Raw genomic sequence first — 19,956 nt, forward strand, 5'->3', positions numbered from 1 at the left:
CGCGACTACGGCGTGCTCACGTGCGCTCATCGCCGCCCACCACGCCGAATTCGCCGAATTCGAGCCGCGTGTCGCCGTAGCGACGCACCTGCCATGCCGACCAGCCGTCCGGCCAGGCGAGCTCGGGACCCGACGCGGCCCGCTCGATCACCGCGACCGCGCCCGGCGCCACCCAACCGTGCCCACCGAGCGTGGCCAGCACGGACTCGACCTCGGCGACGGGCACGTCGTAGGGCGGGTCGGCGAACACCACGTCGGCCGGTGTTGCGGCACCGCCCGCGAGCACCGCCGCGACGGCAGCGCAGCGCACGACGGCCCCGTCGACACCGAGACCTTCGACGTTCGCCGTGATGACCGCCGCGGCGCGCCGGTCGGATTCGACGAACAAGGCAGCCGCTGCTCCCCGCGAAAGTGCCTCCAGCCCAAGCGCTCCCGATCCAGCGTAGAGGTCGAGCACCGCGATGCCGGAGAAGTCGACGTTCGCGGCCAATACGTTGAACAGCGCTTCCCGCACGCGATCGGTGGTGGGCCGAGTGCCCTTGCCGGAGCGGCCCTGCGGCACCGCGATTCGGCGGCCTCCGAGTTCGCCGCCGATGATGCGGGTCAGCTGATCACCACCAGCAAGTCACCGCCCTCGACCTGAGCGGTGGCCGCGACTGCGACGCGTTCGACTTTGCCCGCGTTGGGTGCGGTGATCGCGGCCTCCATCTTCATGGCCTCGATGCTGGCGATGGTCTGGCCGGCAGATACCTCGTCGCCCACGGACACGTTGACGGTGACGACGCCCGCGAACGGTGCGGCGACGTGGTTGGGGTTGGCCCGGTCGGCCTTCTCCGCGACGGGAACGTCGCTCGCGATGGACAAATCGCGCACCAACACCGGCCGGAGCTGGCCGTTGATGATGCACATCACGGTGCGCATGCCGCGGTCGTCGGCGTCGGAGATGGCCTCGAGGCCGATGATGAGTTCGACGCCGCGGTCGATCTGGATTCGGTGCTCGTCGCCGTGACGCAACCCGTAGAAGAACTGGTTGCCGGACAGGCGCGACGTGTCGCCGTACGTCTCGCGGTGCGCCTCGAACTCCTTGGTCGGGCCGGGGAACAGCAGCCGGTTGAGTGCGGCCTGACGGCCGCGGCCCGGCTCTGCCAACGCCGCCTCGTCCTCGGCGGTGAGCGCCTGGGTCGGCTTCGCCGGTGCCCGCCCGGCCAGCGCCTTGGTCCGCAGCGGTTCGGGCCAGCCACCCGGAGGGTCACCCAATTCGCCGCGCAGGAACCCGATCACGGAGTCGGGAATGTCGAACTTCTCCGGATCGGCCGCGAACTCGTCCGCCGTCGCGCCGGCGCCGACCAACGCGAGCGCGAGGTCTCCGACGACCTTGCTCGACGGCGTGACCTTCACCAGGTGACCGAGTACGCGGTCAGCCCCCGCATACGCGTTCTCGACCTCCTCGAACCGGTTTCCCATCCCCAGCGCGATCGCCTGCTGGCGCAGGTTGCTCAGCTGACCACCGGGAATCTCGTGCTCGTAGACCCGGCCGGTCGGCGCGGGAAGCCCGGATTCGAAGGGCGCGTACACCTTTCGCAGCGCCTCCCAGTACGGCTCGAGGTCGCAGACGGCACGTAGCGACAGTCCGGTGTCGTACCTGGTGTGCGCGGCCGCGGCGACGATGGAGCTCAACGCCGGCTGGCTGGTGGTGCCCGCCAGTGGGGCGGCGGCACCGTCGACCGCGCTGGCCCCGGCCTGCCAGGCGGCGGTATAGGTGGCCAGCTGTCCGCCGGGGGTGTCGTGGGTGTGCACGTGCACGGGCAGGTCGAACCGACTGCGCAGCGCGGTGACCAACGTGGTCGCCGCAGGCGGTCGCAGCAGCCCGGCCATGTCCTTGATCGCCAGCACGTGCGCGCCCGCATCGACGATCTGCTCGGCGAGCTTGAGGTAGTAGTCCAGGGTGTAGAGCGTCTCGGCGGGGTCAGACAGGTCGCCGGTGTAGCTCATCGCGACTTCCGCTATCGCAGAACCGGATTCGCGGACCGCGTCGATGGCGGGACGCATCGACTCGACGTTGTTCAGCGCATCGAAGATGCGGTAGATGTCGATGCCCGTCGCGGTGGCCTCCTCGACGAACGCCGACGTGACCACCTCCGGGTACGGGGTGTAGCCGACCGTGTTGCGGCCCCGAAGCAGCATCTGCAGGCAGACGTTCGGCACCGCCTCGCGTAGCGCCGCCAGCCGTTCCCAGGGGTCTTCCTTCAGAAACCGAAGGGCCACATCGTAAGTCGCGCCACCCCAGCACTCGATCGACAGCAGCTCCGGCGTCATCCTGGCGATGTACGGCGCGATCGTCAGCAGGCCGGACGTGCGCACCCTGGTGGCGAGCAGCGACTGGTGCGCGTCTCGGAAGGTGGTGTCGGTGACGCCGACCGCCGGCGAATCCCGCAGCCACGCCGCGAAGCCCTCGGGTCCCAGCTCGGTCAGGCGCTGCTTGCTTCCTGGCGGCGGCGTCGACTCGAGGTCGAGCTCGGGCAGCTTGTCCTGCGGGTACACCCTCGCCTGACCGCCGTAGGGCGTGTTGACGGTGACCTCGGCGAGGTAGTTGAGGATCTTCGTGCCGCGGTCGGCGGGGATGTGCGCGGTGAGCAGATGCGGCCGCTCGTCGATGAACGACGTGGTGACGCGGCCAGCACGGAAGTCGGGGTCGTCGACCACGGCCTGTAGGAACGGGATGTTCGTGGAGACTCCGCGAATGCGGAATTCGGCCAGAGCCCGTCGCGCGCGGGTCGCCGCGACGGAGAAGTCGCGGCCCCGGGTGGTCAACTTCACCAGCATGGAGTCGAAGTGCGCACTGATCTCGGCGCCCAGGGTCGTACCCCCGTCGAGCCGGATGCCCGCACCGCCGGGCGAGCGGTAGCCGGTGATCCGGCCGGTGTCGGGCCGGAAGCCGTTGCCCGGGTCCTCGGTGGTGATGCGGCACTGCATTGCGGCGCCGCGCACCTGCAACGCGTCCTGGCTCAGCCCGAGATCGGCCAGCGTCTCGCCCGCCGCGATCCGCAGCTGGGAGGCCACCAGGTCGACGTCCGTGATCTCCTCGGTGACCGTGTGCTCGACCTGGATTCGGGGGTTCATCTCGATGAACACGTGGTTGCCGCGCTCGTCGAGCAGGAACTCCACCGTGCCCGCGCAGGTGTAGTCGATCTGCCTGGCGAACGCCACGGCGTCGGCGCACATCCGGTCTCGCAGCTCGGCTGGCAGGTTCGGCGCGGGCGCGAGCTCGATCACCTTCTGGTGCCTGCGCTGCACGCTGCAGTCCCGTTCGAACAGGTGGATGACGTTGCCCTGGGCGTCGGCGAGGATCTGCACCTCGATGTGGCGCGGATTCACGACGGCCTGTTCGAGGTAGACCGTCGCATCACCGAACGCCGACTCTGCCTCGCGGCTGGCGGCCTCGATCGCCTCGGCGAGCGCCTCGGGTTCGGCCACCCGCCTCATCCCCCGGCCCCCACCTCCCGACACCGCCTTCACGAACAACGGGAAGTGCATGTTGGCGCTGGCGGCGACGAGCTCGTCGACCGAGGCCGACGGCGCCGACGAGGCCAGCACCGGCAGGCCCGCCTCCTTTGCGGCGGCGATCGCGCGGGCCTTGTTGCCCGTCAGTTCCAACACGTGCGCACCCGGGCCGACGAACGTGATGCCCGCTTCGGCACACGCCGCGGCCAACTCGGGGTTCTCCGAAAGGAATCCGTAGCCGGGATACACGGCGTCGGCGCCCGCGTGCTTCGCGACGCGGATGATCTCGTCGACGGACAGGTAGGCGCGGACCGGACGGCCCAACTCGCCGATCTGGTAGGACTCGTCGGCCTTGAGCCGATGCGACGAATTGCGATCCTCGTGGGCGTAGACCGCGACGGTCGAGATGCCCATCTCGAAGGCAGCACGGAACGCGCGGATCGCGATCTCTCCGCGGTTGGCGACGAGCAGCTTAGAAATCACGGGTAACCCTAACAAGCCGAATTTCTAGATCAGCGTCGACCAATAGTTCCAGAACCGCTCCAGGATCATCAGGATCAAGGCGGTGAACCACAGCGCCACGATCGACCACCGCCACTGGTACAGCACGCGGGCGACGACGTTGCCCGCCAGCGGTTGCAGCGCGACCGACGCGACGACGCACAGCAGTGGAATGGTCACCGTCCACACCACCATGCAGTACGGGCACAGCGCACCGATGTGGTAGAGGCTCTGGAAGATCAGCCAGTGCACGAAAACGGTGCCGAGCAGCGTGCCGATCGCCAGCCCTACCCAATACCACCGCGGCAGAGCCACTTTGAACACCGCGAGCACACCGGTCACCACCACGACGGTGAAGCCGACGATGCCGAGCAGCGAGTTGGGGAACCCGAAGGCCGACGCCTGCGGCGTAACCATCACCGACCCGCAGGACAGCACCGGGTTGATGCTGCACGACGGCACGTAGGACGGGTCGATCAGCAGTTCGATCTTCTCGACGGTCAACGTGATCGACGCAGTGAGGCCGACCACGCCTGCGATCAGCACCCAGATCGCGCTGGCCCGCTTGACCCGCACCGCCGACCGGCCCTCCGGCGCGGGCGCCGACGGGTCGGTACTGGGCGCGGCGACGGTCACGGTGTGGCGGGGGCCGGGGCGGGCGGCACGGGAGCGGCCGGGGGTGCGGGAGCGGCCGGAGCGGCGCTCAGCCCTGGCACGTCGCCGACGATCTCCTTGATCTTCGCGACGAGATCCGCGGGCTTCGCTTGGGCGCTATACGGGAAGTCCTGGCCGTTGATCTTGATCGTCGGAGTGGCCTGGACGTTGTTCGCCCCGGCCAATCCCTCGACCAGACCCAGGTAGCGGCCGTTGTTGATGCACTCGGGCACCTTGCCCACCACCCCGGCCTGGCGGGCGGTCTCGATCAGCTGCTCGTTGGTGGGGAAGACCGTGCCCGTCTCGCTGGGCTGCTGGGCGTACAGCGCGGCATGGAATCGGCGGAAGACCTGCTTGTCCGGGGTCGTGTCCTCGTCGGCGACGCAGTAGGCCGCGGCGCCAGCGCGCGACGAGTAGTTCTTGGTCGCAGGCGAATCGAGGATCGCCACCATGTAGTAGTCGGTGGCGATGACCCCGTTGTCGATCAGCTGTTTGATCGTCGAGCCGAAGTCGGCTTCGAACTGGCGGCACACCGGGCACAGGAAGTCCTCGTACACCGACAGCACGACCTTGGGTTCGGTGGTGCCCTCCTTGGTGATCACCTTGCTCGACGCCACCCGGATGGACCTCGACTCGCCCGATTCCGGCTTCTCCTTGCCGGAGAGCACGATGTAGCCGACGAGGGCGACGGCGAAGATCACGACGACCGCGGTGAGCCCGATCTGGATGAGCATGTTGCGCCTGCGGTCGGCAGCCTTCAGGTCGTAGCTGGCAGTCTTCTTGGGTTTCGTGGCCACGGCAACAGGGTACCGGCGCGCCGCAGCGGGTCTTTAGCGACTCTCAGCCGCGGGTCAAATGAGCCCGGAGTGCGGAAACCAGTTCGGAGGTGGCGCTCGCGCTGGCGCCGCCGAGTGGGAAGAAGTTCGTGAACCCGTGGATCAGCGACCCGAAGTGGCGGTGATCCACCGGCACACCCGCCGCGGCGAGCGCCTCCGCGTACTGGGTGCCCTCGTCGCGCAGGGGGTCGAACCCACCCGTCGCCACCAACGCCGGTGGCAGCCCGGAGAAGTCGTCGGCCAGCAGCGGTGAGACCCGCGGGTCCGATCCCTCTACTGCCCCGGCGCCGACGTACCGGGCGCGGCACCAGTCCATGTCCGCCTTGGTGAGGAAGTACCCGTCGGCGAACAAGGTCGAGGAGCGGGTGTGGCTGCCGGCCGAGAAATTGGTGACCGGGTAGATCAGCAACTGCAACGCCGGAATTGGAAACCCGTCGTTGCGGGCCAGCTGGGACGTGACGGCGGCCAAGTTGCCTCCCGCGCTGTCGCCGCCCACCGCGACGCGGTTGGGGTCGGCCCCCAATGCGGCCGCGTGGTCGGTGGCCCACCGGTACGCGGCGTAGGCGTCCTCGGCGGCCGCGGGCGCCGGGTGCTCGGGCGCGCGCCGATAGTCCACCGACAACACGTGCATCGCCGCGTCGCGACAGATCAGCCGGCACAGCGCGTCGTGGGTCTCGATGTCGCCGAGCACGAATCCGCCGCCGTGATAGAAGACGAGCAGCGGCTCCGACCCCGTGGAGTTGACCGGCGTGTAGTGGCGCGCCCGAAGGTCACCCGCGGCGCCCGACACGGTGAGGTCCTCGACGCCGACGGCGATGGGGGCGTCGAGGATGCCGGCCAGCGTGCGCAGCTGCGTGCGCGCCACCGCGACGTCGCTGCTCGCGACGAATCCGCCGCCCGACAACCGCAGCAGCGCGAGCAGGAACTGCAACGTGGTGTCCATGGTGTTGCCGTCGACGGTGACGGTCCGTCTGCCCAGGAGCAACCGTTTGACGAGGTCCGGGATCCGCGGGATGAGCCGCAGCGTGATGCCACTGCCCACGTTGAGCACCGCAAGCCGGGCGCGCCCGGGTCTGCCCGCCACCCGATGCTCCGGCAGGGCGGCGGATGGACGGGCCAGTGAAGTCTTGGTCGTCGCGACTGGTTCACTCACGGTCACGACGCTAGTTGGGCAGCTGGCCGCGAGTCGACCGTTTCGTGGCACCGCCCCGCCGGTGGAGGGCGCGAGGGTGGCTAGTCACGCTCGCGTAATATCTCCATCCGCAAGCCGGTGAACCCCGAGCGGACTGTGAATGACGTCGACGTGTTCGGTTCCCGATCCCACGCACGTGCGACGACACAGAGTAGGTGACATGACCTCGGTGGCAGCGATTCCCAACGTGGCCCTCCACGACGACAACGCGATCCCGGCGCTCGGCATCGGCGTCGGCGAGCTCTCCGACGCAGAGACCGAGCGTGCGGTGGCCGCGGCGCTGGAGATCGGCGTGCGACTGATCGACACCGCGTCGGCCTACGGCAACGAGGCGGCGGTGGGGCGGGCGATCGCGGCGTCGGGGATTCCGCGCGCCGAGGTCTTCGTCACCACCAAGCTGGCCACTGAAGACCAGGGTTTCCAGGCCGCCCAGGACGCCATCAAGGCCAGCCTCGAGCGCCTCGGCCTGGACTACGTCGACCTGTATCTGATCCACTGGCCTGCCGGCAACGCAGGCAAGTACGTCGACAGCTGGGGCGGACTGATGAAGGCCAAGCAGGACGGCCACACGAAGTCGATCGGGGTATGCAACTTCACGCCGGAGGACCTCTCCAACGTCATCGACCTGTCCTTCGTCGTCCCGACGGTCAACCAGATCGAGCTGCACCCACTGCTGAACCAGGCCGCGCTGCGCGCCGTCAACGCCGAGCACGACATCGTGACCGAGGCCTATGGACCGCTGGGGGTGGGCAGACTGCTGGACAACCCGACGATCACCTCGATCGCGGGCGAGTACGGCAAGACGCCTGCACAGGTGCTGATCCGGTGGAGCCTGCAGCTGGGCAACGTCGTGATCCCCCGGTCGTCGTCACCCGAGCGGATCGCGCAGAACGCCGACGTGTTCGAGTTCGAACTGGCGACCGAGCACGTCGACGCGATCAACGCACTCGACGACGGCACCCGCTTCCGGCCCGACCCGGAGACCTACACCGGGACCTAGGCCACCGGGCAGGTGGCTGCGGCATCCCGCAGCACCACGGCCGACGGCGCATCGACCGGGAGGCCGTACCCACGCAGCACCGCGGCGAACTGCACCGAATACTGGCACCAGAACGCGTGATTGGCCGGCATCCAGTAGGCGGGCTCCTTGTCGCCCTTGTCCTGGTTGGCTTGGCCCTGGACCGCGATGAGGTTGGCGGGATCGTTGGCGAACCGCAGGCGGAGCTCGTCGGGCCAGTCCCGCGCCCCGAGATCCCAGGCCAGCGCGAGCGGGACGAGGTGGTCGATCTGCACCGCCGCCCCGACCTGGTTCCCACGGGTGAAGTGGACGACGTCGTTGGTGTACGGGTCGTACAGCGTTCCGGTGGCCACCGCGGTTGGGCAGCGTGAGATGGCGACGTACGTCTTGTCGATCAGGTCGCGGTCGAGGACGTCGTTGCGGGTGTCGCACCCGTTGTGGCCGCCCGGCGCGGCGGTGTCGTCGGTCCAGGAGTCTCCGAAAGCCGCTCTGCGGTAGTCGTTCCCACGGATACGCGCGGGTATCTCGGGGATGCCGGCGAGCACGTCGACGCCTGGCGCGATGGTCGGTACGTCCGCGGCGGCGATGAACTCTGGCGCACTCTGGCTGGCAACCGTGACTTGGACTGCGACGAGGATCGCGAGCACGACGCCCGCGATCAACCACCACCGGGGGCTCACGCCTTGTCCAGGTATTCGACGCGGTTGGTGTCGCTGAAGGGTGCGGCCAGTACGGCGATGCCTGGATTGCGCGTCAGCCTCGGGTCGGCCTCGTACACCGATTCCGCGAATGCGCGGGCGGCCTCGATGATCTCGAGGTGCTCGGCCAGCGACAGCAGTCGCAACGTGATGGGACGACCGGATTGGTTGTAGCCCAACACGTCTCCCTCGCGCCGCTCGCGCAGGTCGAGGTCGGCGAGCTCGAAGCCATCCAGCGTGCGCGCGACGGCCGTCAGCCGTTCCCCTGCCTTCGACGCCTCCGGAAGGTTGGTGGCGAGCAAGCACAGGCTGGCGTGCTGGCCGCGACCGATGCGCCCACGCAACTGGTGCAACTGACTGATGCCGAAGCGATCGGCGTCCATCACCACCATCACCGTGGCGTTGGGCACGTCGACGCCCACCTCGATCACCGTGGTGCACACCAGCACGTCGACGTCGCCCGCGCGGAACGCCGTCATGATCGCGTCCTTCTCGTCGGCGGGTAGCCGGCCGTGCATGAGGCCAAGACGTAGTCCGGACAGCGGCCCGTGCGTCAGGTGGCGGTGCAGTTCGACGACGGTGATGGGCGGCACTCCGCCCTGATCGGTTGCGCCCTTCTCGGTTTCGTCGATCCGCGATGCGACCACGTACGCCTGGCGTCCGCCCTGAACCTCTTCGGCGACGCGCTGCCACGCCCGGTCCAGCCACGACTTCTTCTCGGTGACGAAGATGGTGTTGGTGGTGATCGGTTGCCGTCCCCGCGGCAGTTCACGCAAGGTCGACGTCTCCAAGTCGCCGTAGACGGTGAGGGCCACGGTACGAGGTATCGGGGTGGCGGTCATCACCAGCAGGTGTGGAGTAATACCACCGACTGCCTTGGCGCGCAGTCGATCCCGCTGCTCGACGCCGAACCGGTGTTGTTCGTCGACGACGACCATGCCGAGGTTGGCGAACTCCACGGCCTCCTGCAGCAGCGCATGCGTGCCGATGACGATGCCGGCGTCGCCACTGGCGACCTCGTCGCGGACCTCCCGCTTCTGTTGCGGCGTCATCGAACCCGTGAGGAGCGCGACCCGGGTGGCGCCGTCCTCGCCACCGAGCTGACCGGACATGGCCAATGGCCCGAGCACGTCGCGGATGGACCTGGCATGTTGGGCGGCAAGCACTTCCGTGGGAGCCAACAGCGCGCACTGGTATCCGGCGTCGACCATCTGCAGCATGGCGAGCACCGAGACGATGGTCTTGCCGGAGCCCACCTCGCCCTGCAGCATCCGGTGCATCGGCGTGGTGGACGCGAGCTCGGATTCGAGCACCTCGAGCACGTCGCGCTGCCCGGCCGTGAGCTCGAACGGCAGCCGCTGCGTCATCGCCGCGGCCAACCCGTCGTCACGTCTGGGCGCCGACGGCCCCGTCCCGCTCAATTCCCCGTGCCTGCGCTCCACCAGCGCCCACTGCAGCCCGACGGCTTCGTCGAAGGCGAGTCTGGTGCGGGCCCGTTCCCGGTCCTCGACGCGTTCGGCAAGGTGAATGGCGCGCAACGCCTCGTCCTCGGAGCACAGGTCCCATTGGCGCCGAACGTCATCCGGCAGTGGATCGGGCACCGGATCGAGCACGGCCAACACCTGGCGCACGCAGGCATAGACGTCCCAGCTCTGCACCTTGGCGCTGGCCGCGTAGATCGGAAAGAAGTCGCGTTCGAAGGCGGCGAGCAACTCTGCCTCGTCGTCGGTTCCCTCGGCGATCTTGGCCAGCGACTTGGTGCCCTTGCCCTGCCCGGACCCGCTGAGCACCAGGAACGCCGGGTGAGTCAGCTGCATGTTCCTCTTGAAGTACGACACCTCGCCGGACAGCATCACCCGGGTGCCCTTCTCCAGCTGCTTGGCCAGGTACTCGGCGTTGAAGAAGGTGGCCGTCACCTGCGGCTTGCGATCGCGGAGGGTGACCACCGCGTAGAACCGCTGCCGCTTGCCCGGCTGTCGCCTCATCGGCTTCACGGCGACCTCGGCGACCGTGTCGACGAACGTGACGTGCTGCCCCGCCTCGAGTTCGAGGTCCTCGCCCTCGCCGCGCACCGTCATGCCGTCGCTGTACTTGCGCGGGTAGTGCCGCAGCAGATCGTCGACGGTGTGGATGTCGAGGTGCTCGGCGAGCGGCTTCGCGGACTTGGCGCCGATCACGCGGTCGAGCCGGTCAGTGAGGCTGGCCACCGCTACTCCACTCCGATCAGCACGGCGTCGCCAACATGACCGGTGTGGTACGTCACCAACTCGGTGCCGAGGTGCTCGCGGTGGACGTGCTCGCGCAGCGCCGCACCGACGGCGGGGTCGACGCCCGCACCGGTCAGCACGGTGACGAGCTCGCCCCCCGACGACAGCAGCAGGTCGATGAGCCCGGCGCCAGCGGCTGCGACGTCGTCGCCGACGATCAACACTTCGTCGCCCGCGATGCCAAGCCCGTCGCCCGGCTTGCACGTGCCCGCCCACGTCAGCGCTTCCTCGGTGGCCAGCCGCACCGACCCGTGCCGGGCTGATGCCGCCGCACGCGCCATCGAGTAGCCGTCGTCGACGGCTTGGCGGCCCGCGTCGTGGACGGCGAGCGCCGCCAGCCCCTGCACCATGGACGCGGCTGGCACGGGCACCACGTCGATGCCCCATCCGATGGCCGCGGTACACCCCGCGACGAGTTCCTCAGCGGCGACGTATCCGTTGGGTAGCACCATCACCTGCGCCGCCTCCACGTCGACGAGCGCCCGCACCAGCTGCTGTGCGCTGATCGCGCGCCCGGACTCGGGCCGAAGCACGTGGGCACCCTCCCCGGTGAACAGCTCCTCTGCGCCGTCGCCGTCGACGATCGCCAGTACCGCGCGGTCCCGACTCCAACCGGCGGACGGCCGCGCGCCCGCAGCGCCGGTGAGCGCGGTCACCTGGATGCGGGTGAGCGTGCCGATGTCGAGCGCCGCCTCGACGGCTCCCCCGGCATCGTCGGCGTGCACGTGCACCGAATAGTGGTCGCCGTCGCCCGAGGTGGCGATGGCGACCGATTCGCCGACCCGCTCCAGGCGCTCGCGAAGGCGTTCGACACCGGTGTGGTCGCAGCCGCTCAGCAGGTACATCACCTCGAACTGAGGGGGTGCCACCGTGGCGGTGACGTCGAGCGAGTCGAGTGTGCGAGGCGGCTGATAGGCATGCCGGTGTGGCGAATGCCCGGTCAAGGTGGTGTTCAGCGCGTCGAGCAGGACCAGCAGCCCGCGTCCGCCCGCGTCGACCACCCCGGCCTTGGCGAGCACGTCGAGCTGCCGGGGCGTCTCGTCCAGGGCGATGACGGCGGCCTCCGACGCCGACTGCACGACGCCGGCTAGGTCACGACCCCCGCCCGACGCCTCCTCGGCCGCCCCGGCCGCGGCCTGCAGTACCGAGACGATGGTGCCTGGGACGGTGTCGCTGACCGATGCGACCACCAGCGCGACCGCGTGTCGCAGCGCGGACGCGAGCACCCGGCCGTCGACGTCGGCGAGCTCGCCGCTGCGCTCGGCCGCCGCCGTGCCGACGACGTCGGCGAGCCCGCGCAGGATCTGAGACAGGATCACGCCGGAGTTACCGCGTGCCCCGCGCAGCCCCCCCTCGGCCAACGCGGAGGCCACGGCGGCGACGTCGGAGTAGTCCGCCGCGTCGGCGCACGCGCATGCCGCACGCATCGTGAACAGCATGTTCGTTCCGGTGTCGGCGTCGGCGACCGGGAACACGTTGAGCCGGTTGATCTCATCGGTGTGGGCGATCAGGCCATCGACGGCGGTGTGTGCCCAGTCGCGCAGTGCAATCGCGTCGAGCCGACGAGGGGACATCTCGACCTCCACCCCACCTCCAACGCGGTCTGCTCTTCGGGCGCCAAGCGTATCGAGCGAGCCTGACAGCCGTCACTGCGTTCACCGTGGTGGGTACCGTTTTGGCGATAGCTGCGGCGCCCGGTATCCTGGTCAGGTTGTCGGGTCGACCGCGCGCCGGTCGCGGCGCACGACCCAGACCCCCAAACACTGATCGAGGAGTTCTACATGGCTGCCGTCTGCGATATCTGCGGAAAGGGCCCCGGCTTTGGCAAGCAGGTCTCTCACTCCCATCGCCGGACCAGCCGTCGCTGGGATCCGAACATCCAGGTGGTGCACTCCACCGACCGCCCCGGCGGCAACAAGAAGCGCGTCAATGCCTGCACGTCGTGCATCAAGGCCGGCAAGGTCGCGCGCGGCTGAGTCCGCCGCACTCCCCTTTCGCCGAGACTGCGGTCAGATCGCTTTGACACGCGTTTCGGCGATCTCTCAGCAGTCTCGGCGCACTGGCGTCACGGCAGCCGCCAGTCGATCGGCTCGGCGCCCATCTGCACGAGCAGCTCGTTGGCGCGGCTGAACGGCCGCGAACCGAAGAATCCGCGCGACGCCGAGAGCGGCGACGGGTGCACCGACTCGATCGTCAAGCAGTGTTCGCCGGTCAACATCGGCTTGAGCGTGCCCGCATCGCGTCCCCACAACACCGCGACCATCGGCTGCGCCCGCCCGACGAGCGCCCGGATGGCGCACTCGGTGACCGCTTCCCAGCCCTTGCCGCGGTGTGATGCCGAATTGCCGGGCCGCACGGTGAGCACCCTGTTCAACAGCATCACTCCGCGCTGCGACCAGGGCACCAGGTCCCCCGAACTCGGCGCCGGGTAGCCGAGGTCCGCGGCGTACTCGGTGAAGATGTTGTCGAGGCTGCGCGGCAGCGGACGGACGTCCGGCGCCACCGAGAAGCTGAGCCCCACCGCGTGCCCCGGAGTGGGGTACGGGTCTTGTCCGACGATCAACACTCTCACCTCGTCGAAGGGAAAGGTGAAGGCGCGCAACACGTTCTCGCCTGCGGGCAGATAGTGGGCACCCGACGCGAGCTCGCCGCGCAGGAATTCGCCCATACGGGCCACCTGATCCTCCACCGGCGCGAGTGCACGCGCCCAGCCTTCGTCGATGAGTTCGCTCAGTGGGCGCGCGGTCACGATGGGTCAACATAGCGGACGCGACGAGCGCGTCGGCGCTCAAAACGACTGCCAGCCCGGATTTCCGGTCCACCGACCACCGTCGACCAGTACGCGGGGCGGGCCGTCGACCACCGCGCCGATCTTCCGCCACCCTGCCGGAATCGGACCCGGGAACGTCGCGACCAGCGCGTGGTCCTCCCCACCGCCGAGCACCCACGCCCACGGGTCCCCCGACGTCGCCGAGGCGGCGCCACGCACCGCCTCGTGATCGAGGGACAGTGCGTCGCGGGACACGTCGACGCCGACCCCGGACGCGTCCGCGATGTGACCGAGGTCGGCCAGCAGCCCATCGGAGACATCGGTCATCGCCGTGGCGCCCCCGTCGGCGGCCATCCGCCCCGCACCGTACGGCACCCGAGGGACGAGGTGGCGCGCCCGGAGCTCGGCAAATTCGTCGACCCCGTTGTGCCACAAGGCAAGTCCCGCAGCTGACCGCCCGAGCTCACCTGTCAATGCGACCGTGTCCCCGGGGCGCGCACCGCTCAGGGTCACGGGCGCGCGGCCGCCGAGATCGCCAAGCGCGGTCACCGAGATGACCCATTGCGGGGCGCTGACGAGGTCGCCGCCGACGATGCCCGCCCCGAACTGACCGGCCTCCAGCCACATGCCGTCCGACAGCGCCATGACGTCGTCGGCGGCCGTGTCGCCCGGCGCCCCGAACGCGACGACGAACGCCGTCGGCACCGCGCCCATGGCCTCGATGTCGGCCGCGTTCGCGGCGATGGCCTTGCGGCCCACGTCACGGGGCGTCGACCAGTCCAACCGGAAGTGCCTGCCCTCCACCAGCATGTCGGTGGACACGACGGTGCGGCCGTCTGCGGCGCGCACCACGGCGGCGTCGTCACCAGGTCCGAGTACCACCGCCGACGGCTGGTCGCGGCCACGCGTCAGTCGGTCGATGACGGCGAACTCACCCCAGTCCGCCAGGCTTTCGGGTGGTTCATCGGCACTCATGGCACCCCCTGCCGCCTCTCTGCCTGGCCTGAAGGACGGCCCGACCTGCGGTACGTTTGGTCCCTGCCGCGTGGAGTCTATGCAGCGGGAACGGAGGAGAGCGCGGGTGGTCGAGGCGTTCATGCTGATTCAGACCGAGGTCGGCCGCGCCGAAGTCGTCGCGAAGCAACTCGCTACGTTGCCGGGCGTGTTGTCGTCCGAGTACGTCACCGGCCCGTACGACGTCGTGGTGCGCATCGGCGCCGCGACGCTCAACGACCTGCAGGATGACGTCGTTTCGAACGTGCAGCTGGTCACCGGCATCACCCGCACCCTCACGTGCCCCATCGCCGACGGGCCATAGAGTTGCGCGGGTGGCCAGCCCGGAGGATCCAGACGTACCCGACGGACCTCCGCGGGCCGTGATGATCGCCGCGGTCGCCGTCGCTGCCGCCGCCGTCGTCGGGCTCTTCGTCTTCGTCGCCCTTGAACGGACCACACCCCAACGCAGTCCTGTGGCGATCGTCTCAGTGCCCGCACCCCAGGCCGACGGCGACGCCTGCCGAGCCCTGCTAGACGCGTTGCCCGAACGCCTCGGTGACTACGAGCGGGCCACCGTCGCCCAGCCCGCACCCGCGGGAGCGGCGGCGTGGCGGGCACCTGGGACCAACGACGACGACACCGTGATCCTGCGGTGCGGTCTGGATCAGCCGCTCGACTTCGTCGCGGGTTCACCCGTCCAGATGGTCGACGAGGTGGCGTGGTTCCGCGTCGCCGACAGCGGCCGCACCACGTGGACCACCGTCGACCGGCCCGTCTACGTGGCCCTGACGCTGGCCGACGGATCGGGGCCAACGCCGATCCAACTGGTATCGCGGGCCGTCGCGGCGGCGATGCCCGCCGTCGCGGTCAATCCGGGACCGGCCCGCTAGCGCAGGCCCGTGCCTCGCGCCAACGCCGTCTCCACCATGGTGGCCAACAACGTCGGATAGTCCACCCCGCTGGCCGCCCACATCCGCGGATACATGGAGATCGTGGTGAAGCCGGGCATGGTGTTGAGCTCGTTGATCACGGGCCCGTCCTCGGTGAGGAAGAAGTCGACGCGGGCAAGGCCCTGGCAGTCGATCGCCCGGAACGCGCGGATCGCCAGTTGGCGCACCTCCTGCGCGACGGAGTCGTCGATCTTTGCGGGGACGTCGAGTTCCGCGGCGTCTTCGAGGTACTTGGTGGCGAAGTCGTAGAAGCCGTCCTCGCGCCCGCGCACGCCGGCCACCCGAATCTCGCCCACGGTGCTGGCTTCGACCCGGCCGTCGGGGAATTCCAGTACGCCGCACTCGATTTCGCGGCCCACCACGGCTGCCTCGACGATCACCTTGGGGTCGTGACGACGCGCGAACTCGATCGCCGCATCCAGCTGGTCCCACGTCGCGACGCGGCTGACCCCGATCGACGAGCCGCCACGGGCCGGCTTGACGAACACGGGCAGCCCGAGCCGCTCCCGTTCCTCGAGATCGATCGTCTGCTCCCCCGCTCGGAGCACGACGTGGGCGCCGACGGGCAGCCCTTCGGCGGCGAGCAGCTTCTTGGTGAACTCCTTGTCCATACCTGCGGCGCTGGACAGCACGCCCGCGCCGACGTACGGCACCCCGGCGAGCTCGAGCAGGCCCTGGATCGTCCCGTCCTCGCCGTAGGGACCGTGCAGCACCGGGAAGACGACGTCGACGGCGGCAAGGAGCCCGCCCGCACCCTCCCCGAGAGCCAGCAGTTCGCCGCGGCGACGCGGATCGGCGGGCAGTGCCAGCGCGGTGCCCGACTCTCCGCTGACCTCGGGCAGCCGACCGTCGGTGATGGCCAGCGCCTCGGGGCGTCCGTCGGTGAGAAACCACGACCCCTCGGTCGAGATGCCGACGGCGACCACTTCGAAGCGTTCGGGATCGAGGTTGCGCAGGATGCTGCCAGCCGAAACGCAAGAAATGGCGTGTTCGGAGCTGCGGCCGCCGTAGACGACGGCGACGCGCGTGCGAGCGGTCACAACCTAGAGAGGCTACCGGCCTGGCTCAAATCAGGACGTTCCAGTGTCCTGACCTGGGTACGCTCCGTCGAGGAGAACGACCTGGGGGAGGTCATGTGCTTCGAAATGGACGTCGCGCCGCGCTCGGAGTCTTACTTTTGCTCGCCGTCGTCGCCGTCGGCTGTGGGTCCTCCAAACTCGCCGAGCTCACCGGCCCGAAGTGGCAGGAAGCCGCCAGCGCGTCCGGCAACTACATCGCCGAATTCCCCGGCCAGCCGAAGACGGAGACGAAGCCGATTCCCGACAGCGGCCTGTCGATTCAGATGACCACGTTCGACGCGGGGGGCGATGCGTTCACGCTCAGCGAGGCGGCACTGAACGGAATCGACCCGTATCCGCTCGACGAAGCGGTGGACAACGCCGTCGAGAATGCCCGGCTCGGACAAGAACCGGACTGGGGCACGGTGACGGCGACCGAGCGCTCGCGGACCACCGGAGCCATCGAAGGTCTGGAGACCCGCGAATACAGCTACGACCTGGTCGGTGAAGACGACGAGGTGACGATGAGCGGCGTGATCTTCTACGACGGCGACATCGTCGTCCACGCCATGGCCGTGACCGACAGCGAGTCCGACGCCGAGGCGGTCGATCGCTTTCTGTCCTCGCTGCGATTCGCGAATCAGGCGGGCTGAAGCGCCCGATCGATGTCGTCGACCAGATCGTCGGTGTCCTCGATGCCCAGCGAGAGTCGCGCGAACCCGTCGCTCACCGGATCGCCCCAGCGTGCCCGCCGGTCGACGGACGAATGGATGCCGCCGAAGCTGGTGGCGGACACCAACAGCGCACTGCGCGCGACGAGGTCGTGCACAGCCGCCGCGTCGGCGAGCTCGACGGCCACCAACCCACCGAACCGCTTCATCTGAGCGCAGGCCAGCTCGTGCGACGGGTCGTCTGGCAGGCCGGGATACCGCACTGCGCGCACGGCCGGGTGTGTGCGCAGCATCATGGCCACCGCCATCGCGTTGTGGCACTGCCGCTCGAAGCGCAGCCCGGCGCTGGCGAGGCTGCGCAGCGCGAGCCACGCCTCGAACGGCCCGAGTACCGCACCCGCGAGCAGCCTTTCGCGCTCGACGACCGCCATCAGGTCGGGCCGACTGCCTGCCACGTATCCCGCGAGGAGATCGCCGTGCCCGGCCAAGGTCTTCGTCGCACTGGCGACGACGAGGTCGGCCCCGAGCGAGAGTGGCTGCTGCCCAAACGGTGTCGGGGTGGTGTTGTCGACCACGAGGATGGTGTCCCGCGCGCGGCAGGTCAGCGCGAGCCGATGAAGGTCGACGACGTCGAGCGTGGGATTCACCGGAGTCTCGGCCAACACGACGTCGGCGGCGGCCGCGGCCGCGCACATCTGTCCGGCCGTGGCCAGCACCACGTCGACGCCAAGCGGTGCAAGGCTTTCCATCGCAAACTGCCGCACCTGGTTGTAGCCGTCCGCGGGCACGACGAGTTTTGTGCCCGGCTTGGCTAGCACCCGCAGCACCGCGGTGATGGCCGCCATTCCGGAGCCGAACATCAACGTCGACGCGGCCCCTCGAGCGCTGCGAGCGCCGACTCCAGTTGCCGCCAGGTGGGATTCGACCCGCGGCCGTAGGTGTCCAGCGGCAGGGACTCGTCCGGCGAAAGATGGTAGGTCGAGGCCGGAACCGGTGGTGACGCCACGGGCTGCCCCGGCACGGGGGCCGACCCCGCAGCCTTCACACTGCGGGTTGAATCTCCGTACTGACCGTCCATCGGCTCACTCCGGCTTGGTGCTGCGACCTAACAACGACGCCACTGCTTCGACGACCGAGGAACCCTTGTGGCACACCCGGTTCACCGCGTCGGTCAGCGGCATCTCGACGTCGTAGCTGTCGGCCAGTGCGAGTACCGACTGGCACGACGTGACCCCCTCTGCGACGTGTCCGCCCGCGGCTTGGAGGGCGGACTCCATGGTGCCGCCCCGTCCGAGCCGTTCGCCGAACGATCGGTTCCGCGACTGAGGCGACGTGCACGTGGCCACCAGGTCGCCGACGCCGGCCAGACCGGCCAGCGTGGCCCCCTTGGCGCCCAACGCGATTCCCAGCCGCATCACCTCCGCGAGCCCACGCGTGATGATCGCGGCCCTGGTGTTCTCCCCCAGCCCCATGCCCACCGCCATGCCGCACGCCAGGGCGATGACGTTCTTGCACGCGCCGCCGACCTCGGCCCCCACGACGTCTGAGTTCGTGTAGGGCCGGAAGTAGGCGGTGGACAGCGCGCGCTGCAGCGCCACCGCCCGCCCCGAGTCGGAACACGCGACGACCGTCGCGGCAGGCTGTTCGGCGACGATCTCGCTGGCCAGGTTCGGACCGCTGACCACGGCGATGCGCGCGGGATCGGCGCCGGTGACCTGTCCGATCACCTGGCTCATGCGCATCAGCGTGTTCAGTTCGATGCCCTTTGCCAAGCTGACCAACGTCGCGTCGTCGCCGATGTACGTGCGCCACTGCTCGAGGTTGGCCCGCAAGGTTTGCGCCGGGACGGCCAGCAGCACGGTGCACGCCCCGTCCAGCGCGGCGGCGGCGTCGCTGGTCGCCCTGATGGACGCGGGCAGCGCGACGTCACCCAGGTAGCCCGAGTTGCGGTGGGTCGCGTTGAGCTCGTCGGCCAACTCCGGCCGCCGGGCCCACAACGTGACCGAGTTACCGGCGTCCGCGAGTACCTTCGCCAGCGCCGTGCCCCATGCCCCCGCACCCATCACCGCCGCGTCAACCACGGGAACAAATCTAGCCCCAGCTGGTTGCTGTTCTCGTGAGCGCTCATCGCCAATCCCGGATGCTGGCAGGATGGCAGCCATGAGCGGCAACTCGGCCGGTGCCCCGACGGACTTGGGGCTCATCGTCGCCGTCAAGCGGCTCGGGGCGGCGAAGACCCGGCTGGCTCCCATGTTCTCGGCGGCCACGCAGGACGTCAGGGCAGAACTGGTGCTGTCCATGCTGGTCGACACCCTCACCGCGGCGGCGGCGGTATCCACCGTGGGCTCGATCACCGTCGTCACGCCCGACGACGTCGCGGCGGACGCCGCCCGTACGCTCGGCGCGCACGTGTTGATCGACCCCACCCCGGCCGGTCACTCCGACCCGCTGAACGCCGCACTGCGCGCCGCCGAGGCCGCGATTGGCGACCGACACGTGAACATCGGCGTCCTACAGGGCGACCTGCCCGCACTCCAGCCGCGCGAGTTGGCCCGCGCATTGGCGGCCGCCCGTGCGCACCGGCGCAGCTTCGTCGGCGACCGGCACGGCAGCGGCACCGCGGCGTTGTTCGCGTTCGGGGCCCCACTGGATCCCCGGTTCGGCCCCGATTCGACACGGCGACACCGAGATTCGGGGGCGATCGAGCTCACCGGCGGGTGGCCCGGGCTACGTTGCGACATCGACACCCCCGACGACTTGGCGGCCGCGTTGGAACTCGGCGTGGGTACCGCGACCAAACGCGTCGTCGCCGAGCTGGAGTTTCCCGGCGCCCAGCGATGATGC

At 69.4% G+C, this 19,956-nt stretch carries 18 protein-coding genes and 1 pseudogene; 6 read left to right on the top strand and 13 right to left on the bottom strand.

From position 1 onward, the window contains the following. Positions 1-16: 16 nt before the first annotated feature. Genes rsmD through SLQ33_RS19345 form a run of 5 tightly spaced genes read right to left on the bottom strand, consistent with a single transcriptional unit; the run spans position 17 to position 6,576 of the window. The gene (gene rsmD, locus SLQ33_RS19325) at positions 17-607 is read right to left on the bottom strand and encodes a 16S rRNA (guanine(966)-N(2))-methyltransferase RsmD (RefSeq protein ID WP_319455560.1); all 591 of its coding nucleotides are present in this window, start codon (positions 605-607) and stop codon (positions 17-19) included. Beyond that, positions 604-3,984, bottom strand: a complete 3,381-nt coding sequence (locus SLQ33_RS19330; RefSeq protein ID WP_319455470.1) for a pyruvate carboxylase — start codon at positions 3,982-3,984, stop codon at positions 604-606. The genes rsmD and SLQ33_RS19330 overlap by 4 nt, the downstream gene beginning before the upstream one ends. Positions 3,985-4,008: 24 nt before the next feature. Further along, complete coding sequence (locus SLQ33_RS19335) at positions 4,009-4,638, bottom strand: vitamin K epoxide reductase family protein (RefSeq protein ID WP_319455471.1); 630 nt, start codon at positions 4,636-4,638, stop codon at positions 4,009-4,011. Next, a complete protein-coding gene (locus SLQ33_RS19340; RefSeq protein ID WP_319455472.1) occupies positions 4,635-5,453 on the bottom strand; it encodes a DsbA family protein in 819 nt (272 codons plus the stop codon). The genes SLQ33_RS19335 and SLQ33_RS19340 overlap by 4 nt, the downstream gene beginning before the upstream one ends. Before the next feature lie 43 nt (positions 5,454-5,496). Beyond that, positions 5,497-6,576, bottom strand: a complete 1,080-nt coding sequence (locus tag SLQ33_RS19345; protein WP_319455561.1) for an alpha/beta hydrolase — start codon at positions 6,574-6,576, stop codon at positions 5,497-5,499. A 268-nt stretch (positions 6,577-6,844) separates the two neighbouring features. On the opposite strand from SLQ33_RS19345, the gene SLQ33_RS19350 reads away from it, so the two are divergent. Further along, the gene (locus tag SLQ33_RS19350) at positions 6,845-7,684 is read left to right on the top strand and encodes an aldo/keto reductase (protein ID WP_319455473.1); all 840 of its coding nucleotides are present in this window, start codon (positions 6,845-6,847) and stop codon (positions 7,682-7,684) included. Here the strand turns inward: SLQ33_RS19350 and SLQ33_RS19355 are convergent. From SLQ33_RS19355 to SLQ33_RS19365, 3 genes are read right to left on the bottom strand one after another with little or no spacing between them, the layout of a single operon-like run. Continuing rightward, positions 7,681-8,382: an HNH endonuclease family protein gene (locus SLQ33_RS19355; protein WP_319455474.1), complete on the bottom strand. Its 702-nt coding sequence runs from the start codon at positions 8,380-8,382 to the stop codon at positions 7,681-7,683. The two genes, SLQ33_RS19350 and SLQ33_RS19355, sit on opposite strands and share 4 nt — an antisense overlap. Next, on the bottom strand, positions 8,379-10,607 hold the full coding sequence (recG, locus tag SLQ33_RS19360) for an ATP-dependent DNA helicase RecG (protein WP_319455475.1): 2,229 nt from the start codon (positions 10,605-10,607) through the stop codon (positions 8,379-8,381). Before recG ends, SLQ33_RS19355 begins: the two co-directional genes overlap by 4 nt. A gap of 2 nt (positions 10,608-10,609) precedes the next feature. Continuing rightward, positions 10,610-12,241 (bottom strand): DAK2 domain-containing protein, encoded by a 1,632-nt coding sequence (locus SLQ33_RS19365; RefSeq protein WP_319455476.1) that lies wholly within the window; start codon positions 12,239-12,241, stop codon positions 10,610-10,612. A gap of 207 nt (positions 12,242-12,448) precedes the next feature. On the opposite strand from SLQ33_RS19365, the gene rpmB reads away from it, so the two are divergent. Beyond that, positions 12,449-12,643, top strand: coding sequence for a 50S ribosomal protein L28 (gene rpmB, locus SLQ33_RS19370; RefSeq protein ID WP_319455477.1), 195 nt, complete (start codon positions 12,449-12,451; stop codon positions 12,641-12,643). An 89-nt stretch (positions 12,644-12,732) separates the two neighbouring features. On the opposite strand, the gene SLQ33_RS19375 is transcribed toward rpmB, so the two are convergent. Beyond that, complete coding sequence (locus SLQ33_RS19375; RefSeq protein ID WP_319455478.1) at positions 12,733-13,416, bottom strand: uracil-DNA glycosylase; 684 nt, start codon at positions 13,414-13,416, stop codon at positions 12,733-12,735. A gap of 39 nt (positions 13,417-13,455) precedes the next feature. Then, positions 13,456-14,412, bottom strand: coding sequence for a thiamine-phosphate kinase (locus SLQ33_RS19380; protein WP_319455479.1), 957 nt, complete (start codon positions 14,410-14,412; stop codon positions 13,456-13,458). Between the two features lie 106 nt (positions 14,413-14,518). Between SLQ33_RS19380 and SLQ33_RS19385 the strand changes: the two genes are divergently transcribed. Together SLQ33_RS19385 and SLQ33_RS19390 are read left to right on the top strand one after the other, a co-directional pair. Further along, the gene (locus SLQ33_RS19385; RefSeq protein WP_319455480.1) at positions 14,519-14,755 is read left to right on the top strand and encodes an Lrp/AsnC ligand binding domain-containing protein; all 237 of its coding nucleotides are present in this window, start codon (positions 14,519-14,521) and stop codon (positions 14,753-14,755) included. Between the two features lie 61 nt (positions 14,756-14,816). Beyond that, positions 14,817-15,323, top strand: a complete 507-nt coding sequence (locus SLQ33_RS19390) for a DUF3515 domain-containing protein (protein ID WP_319455562.1) — start codon at positions 14,817-14,819, stop codon at positions 15,321-15,323. Here SLQ33_RS19390 and SLQ33_RS19395 read toward each other — a convergent pair. Further along, the gene (locus tag SLQ33_RS19395; RefSeq protein WP_319455481.1) at positions 15,320-16,423 is read right to left on the bottom strand and encodes a D-alanine--D-alanine ligase family protein; all 1,104 of its coding nucleotides are present in this window, start codon (positions 16,421-16,423) and stop codon (positions 15,320-15,322) included. The genes SLQ33_RS19390 and SLQ33_RS19395 overlap by 4 nt on opposite strands. A 95-nt stretch (positions 16,424-16,518) precedes the next feature. Between SLQ33_RS19395 and SLQ33_RS19400 the strand changes: the two genes are divergently transcribed. Next, the gene (locus tag SLQ33_RS19400; protein ID WP_319455482.1) at positions 16,519-17,094 is read left to right on the top strand and encodes a hypothetical protein; all 576 of its coding nucleotides are present in this window, start codon (positions 16,519-16,521) and stop codon (positions 17,092-17,094) included. Here the strand turns inward: SLQ33_RS19400 and SLQ33_RS19405 are convergent. Continuing rightward, positions 17,082-18,190 (bottom strand): annotated as a pseudogene (locus SLQ33_RS19405) (cystathionine gamma-lyase). The gene SLQ33_RS19400 and the pseudogene SLQ33_RS19405 sit on opposite strands and share 13 nt — an antisense overlap. Positions 18,191-18,194: 4 nt before the next feature. After that, complete coding sequence (locus SLQ33_RS19410) at positions 18,195-19,175, bottom strand: NAD(P)H-dependent glycerol-3-phosphate dehydrogenase (RefSeq protein ID WP_319455563.1); 981 nt, start codon at positions 19,173-19,175, stop codon at positions 18,195-18,197. A 97-nt stretch (positions 19,176-19,272) separates the two neighbouring features. On the opposite strand from SLQ33_RS19410, the gene cofC reads away from it, so the two are divergent. Continuing rightward, entirely contained in the window at positions 19,273-19,953 is a 681-nt protein-coding gene (gene cofC / locus SLQ33_RS19415) for a 2-phospho-L-lactate guanylyltransferase (RefSeq protein ID WP_319455483.1), read from the top strand. Positions 19,954-19,956 lie beyond the last annotated feature (3 nt).

The organism is Mycobacterium sp. RTGN6, from assembly GCF_033804605.1.
In the GTDB taxonomy this organism is placed as follows: domain Bacteria; phylum Actinomycetota; class Actinomycetes; order Mycobacteriales; family Mycobacteriaceae; genus Mycobacterium.

Bases quoted from the DNA above. Each gene is read 5' to 3' on its own strand.
- SLQ33_RS19350 (WP_319455473.1), top strand. From the start codon at position 6,845: ATGACCTCGGTGGCAGCGATTCCCAACGTGGCCCTCCACGACGACAAC.
- SLQ33_RS19365 (WP_319455476.1), bottom strand. From the start codon at position 12,241: ATGTCCCCTCGTCGGCTCGACGCGATTGCACTGCGCGACTGGGCACAC.
- rpmB (WP_319455477.1), top strand. From the start codon at position 12,449: ATGGCTGCCGTCTGCGATATCTGCGGAAAGGGCCCCGGCTTTGGCAAG.
- SLQ33_RS19380 (WP_319455479.1), bottom strand. From the start codon at position 14,412: ATGAGTGCCGATGAACCACCCGAAAGCCTGGCGGACTGGGGTGAGTTC.
- SLQ33_RS19390 (WP_319455562.1), top strand. From the start codon at position 14,817: ATGATCGCCGCGGTCGCCGTCGCTGCCGCCGCCGTCGTCGGGCTCTTC.
- SLQ33_RS19410 (WP_319455563.1), bottom strand. From the start codon at position 19,175: ATGGGTGCGGGGGCATGGGGCACGGCGCTGGCGAAGGTACTCGCGGAC.
- cofC (WP_319455483.1), top strand. From the start codon at position 19,273: ATGAGCGGCAACTCGGCCGGTGCCCCGACGGACTTGGGGCTCATCGTC.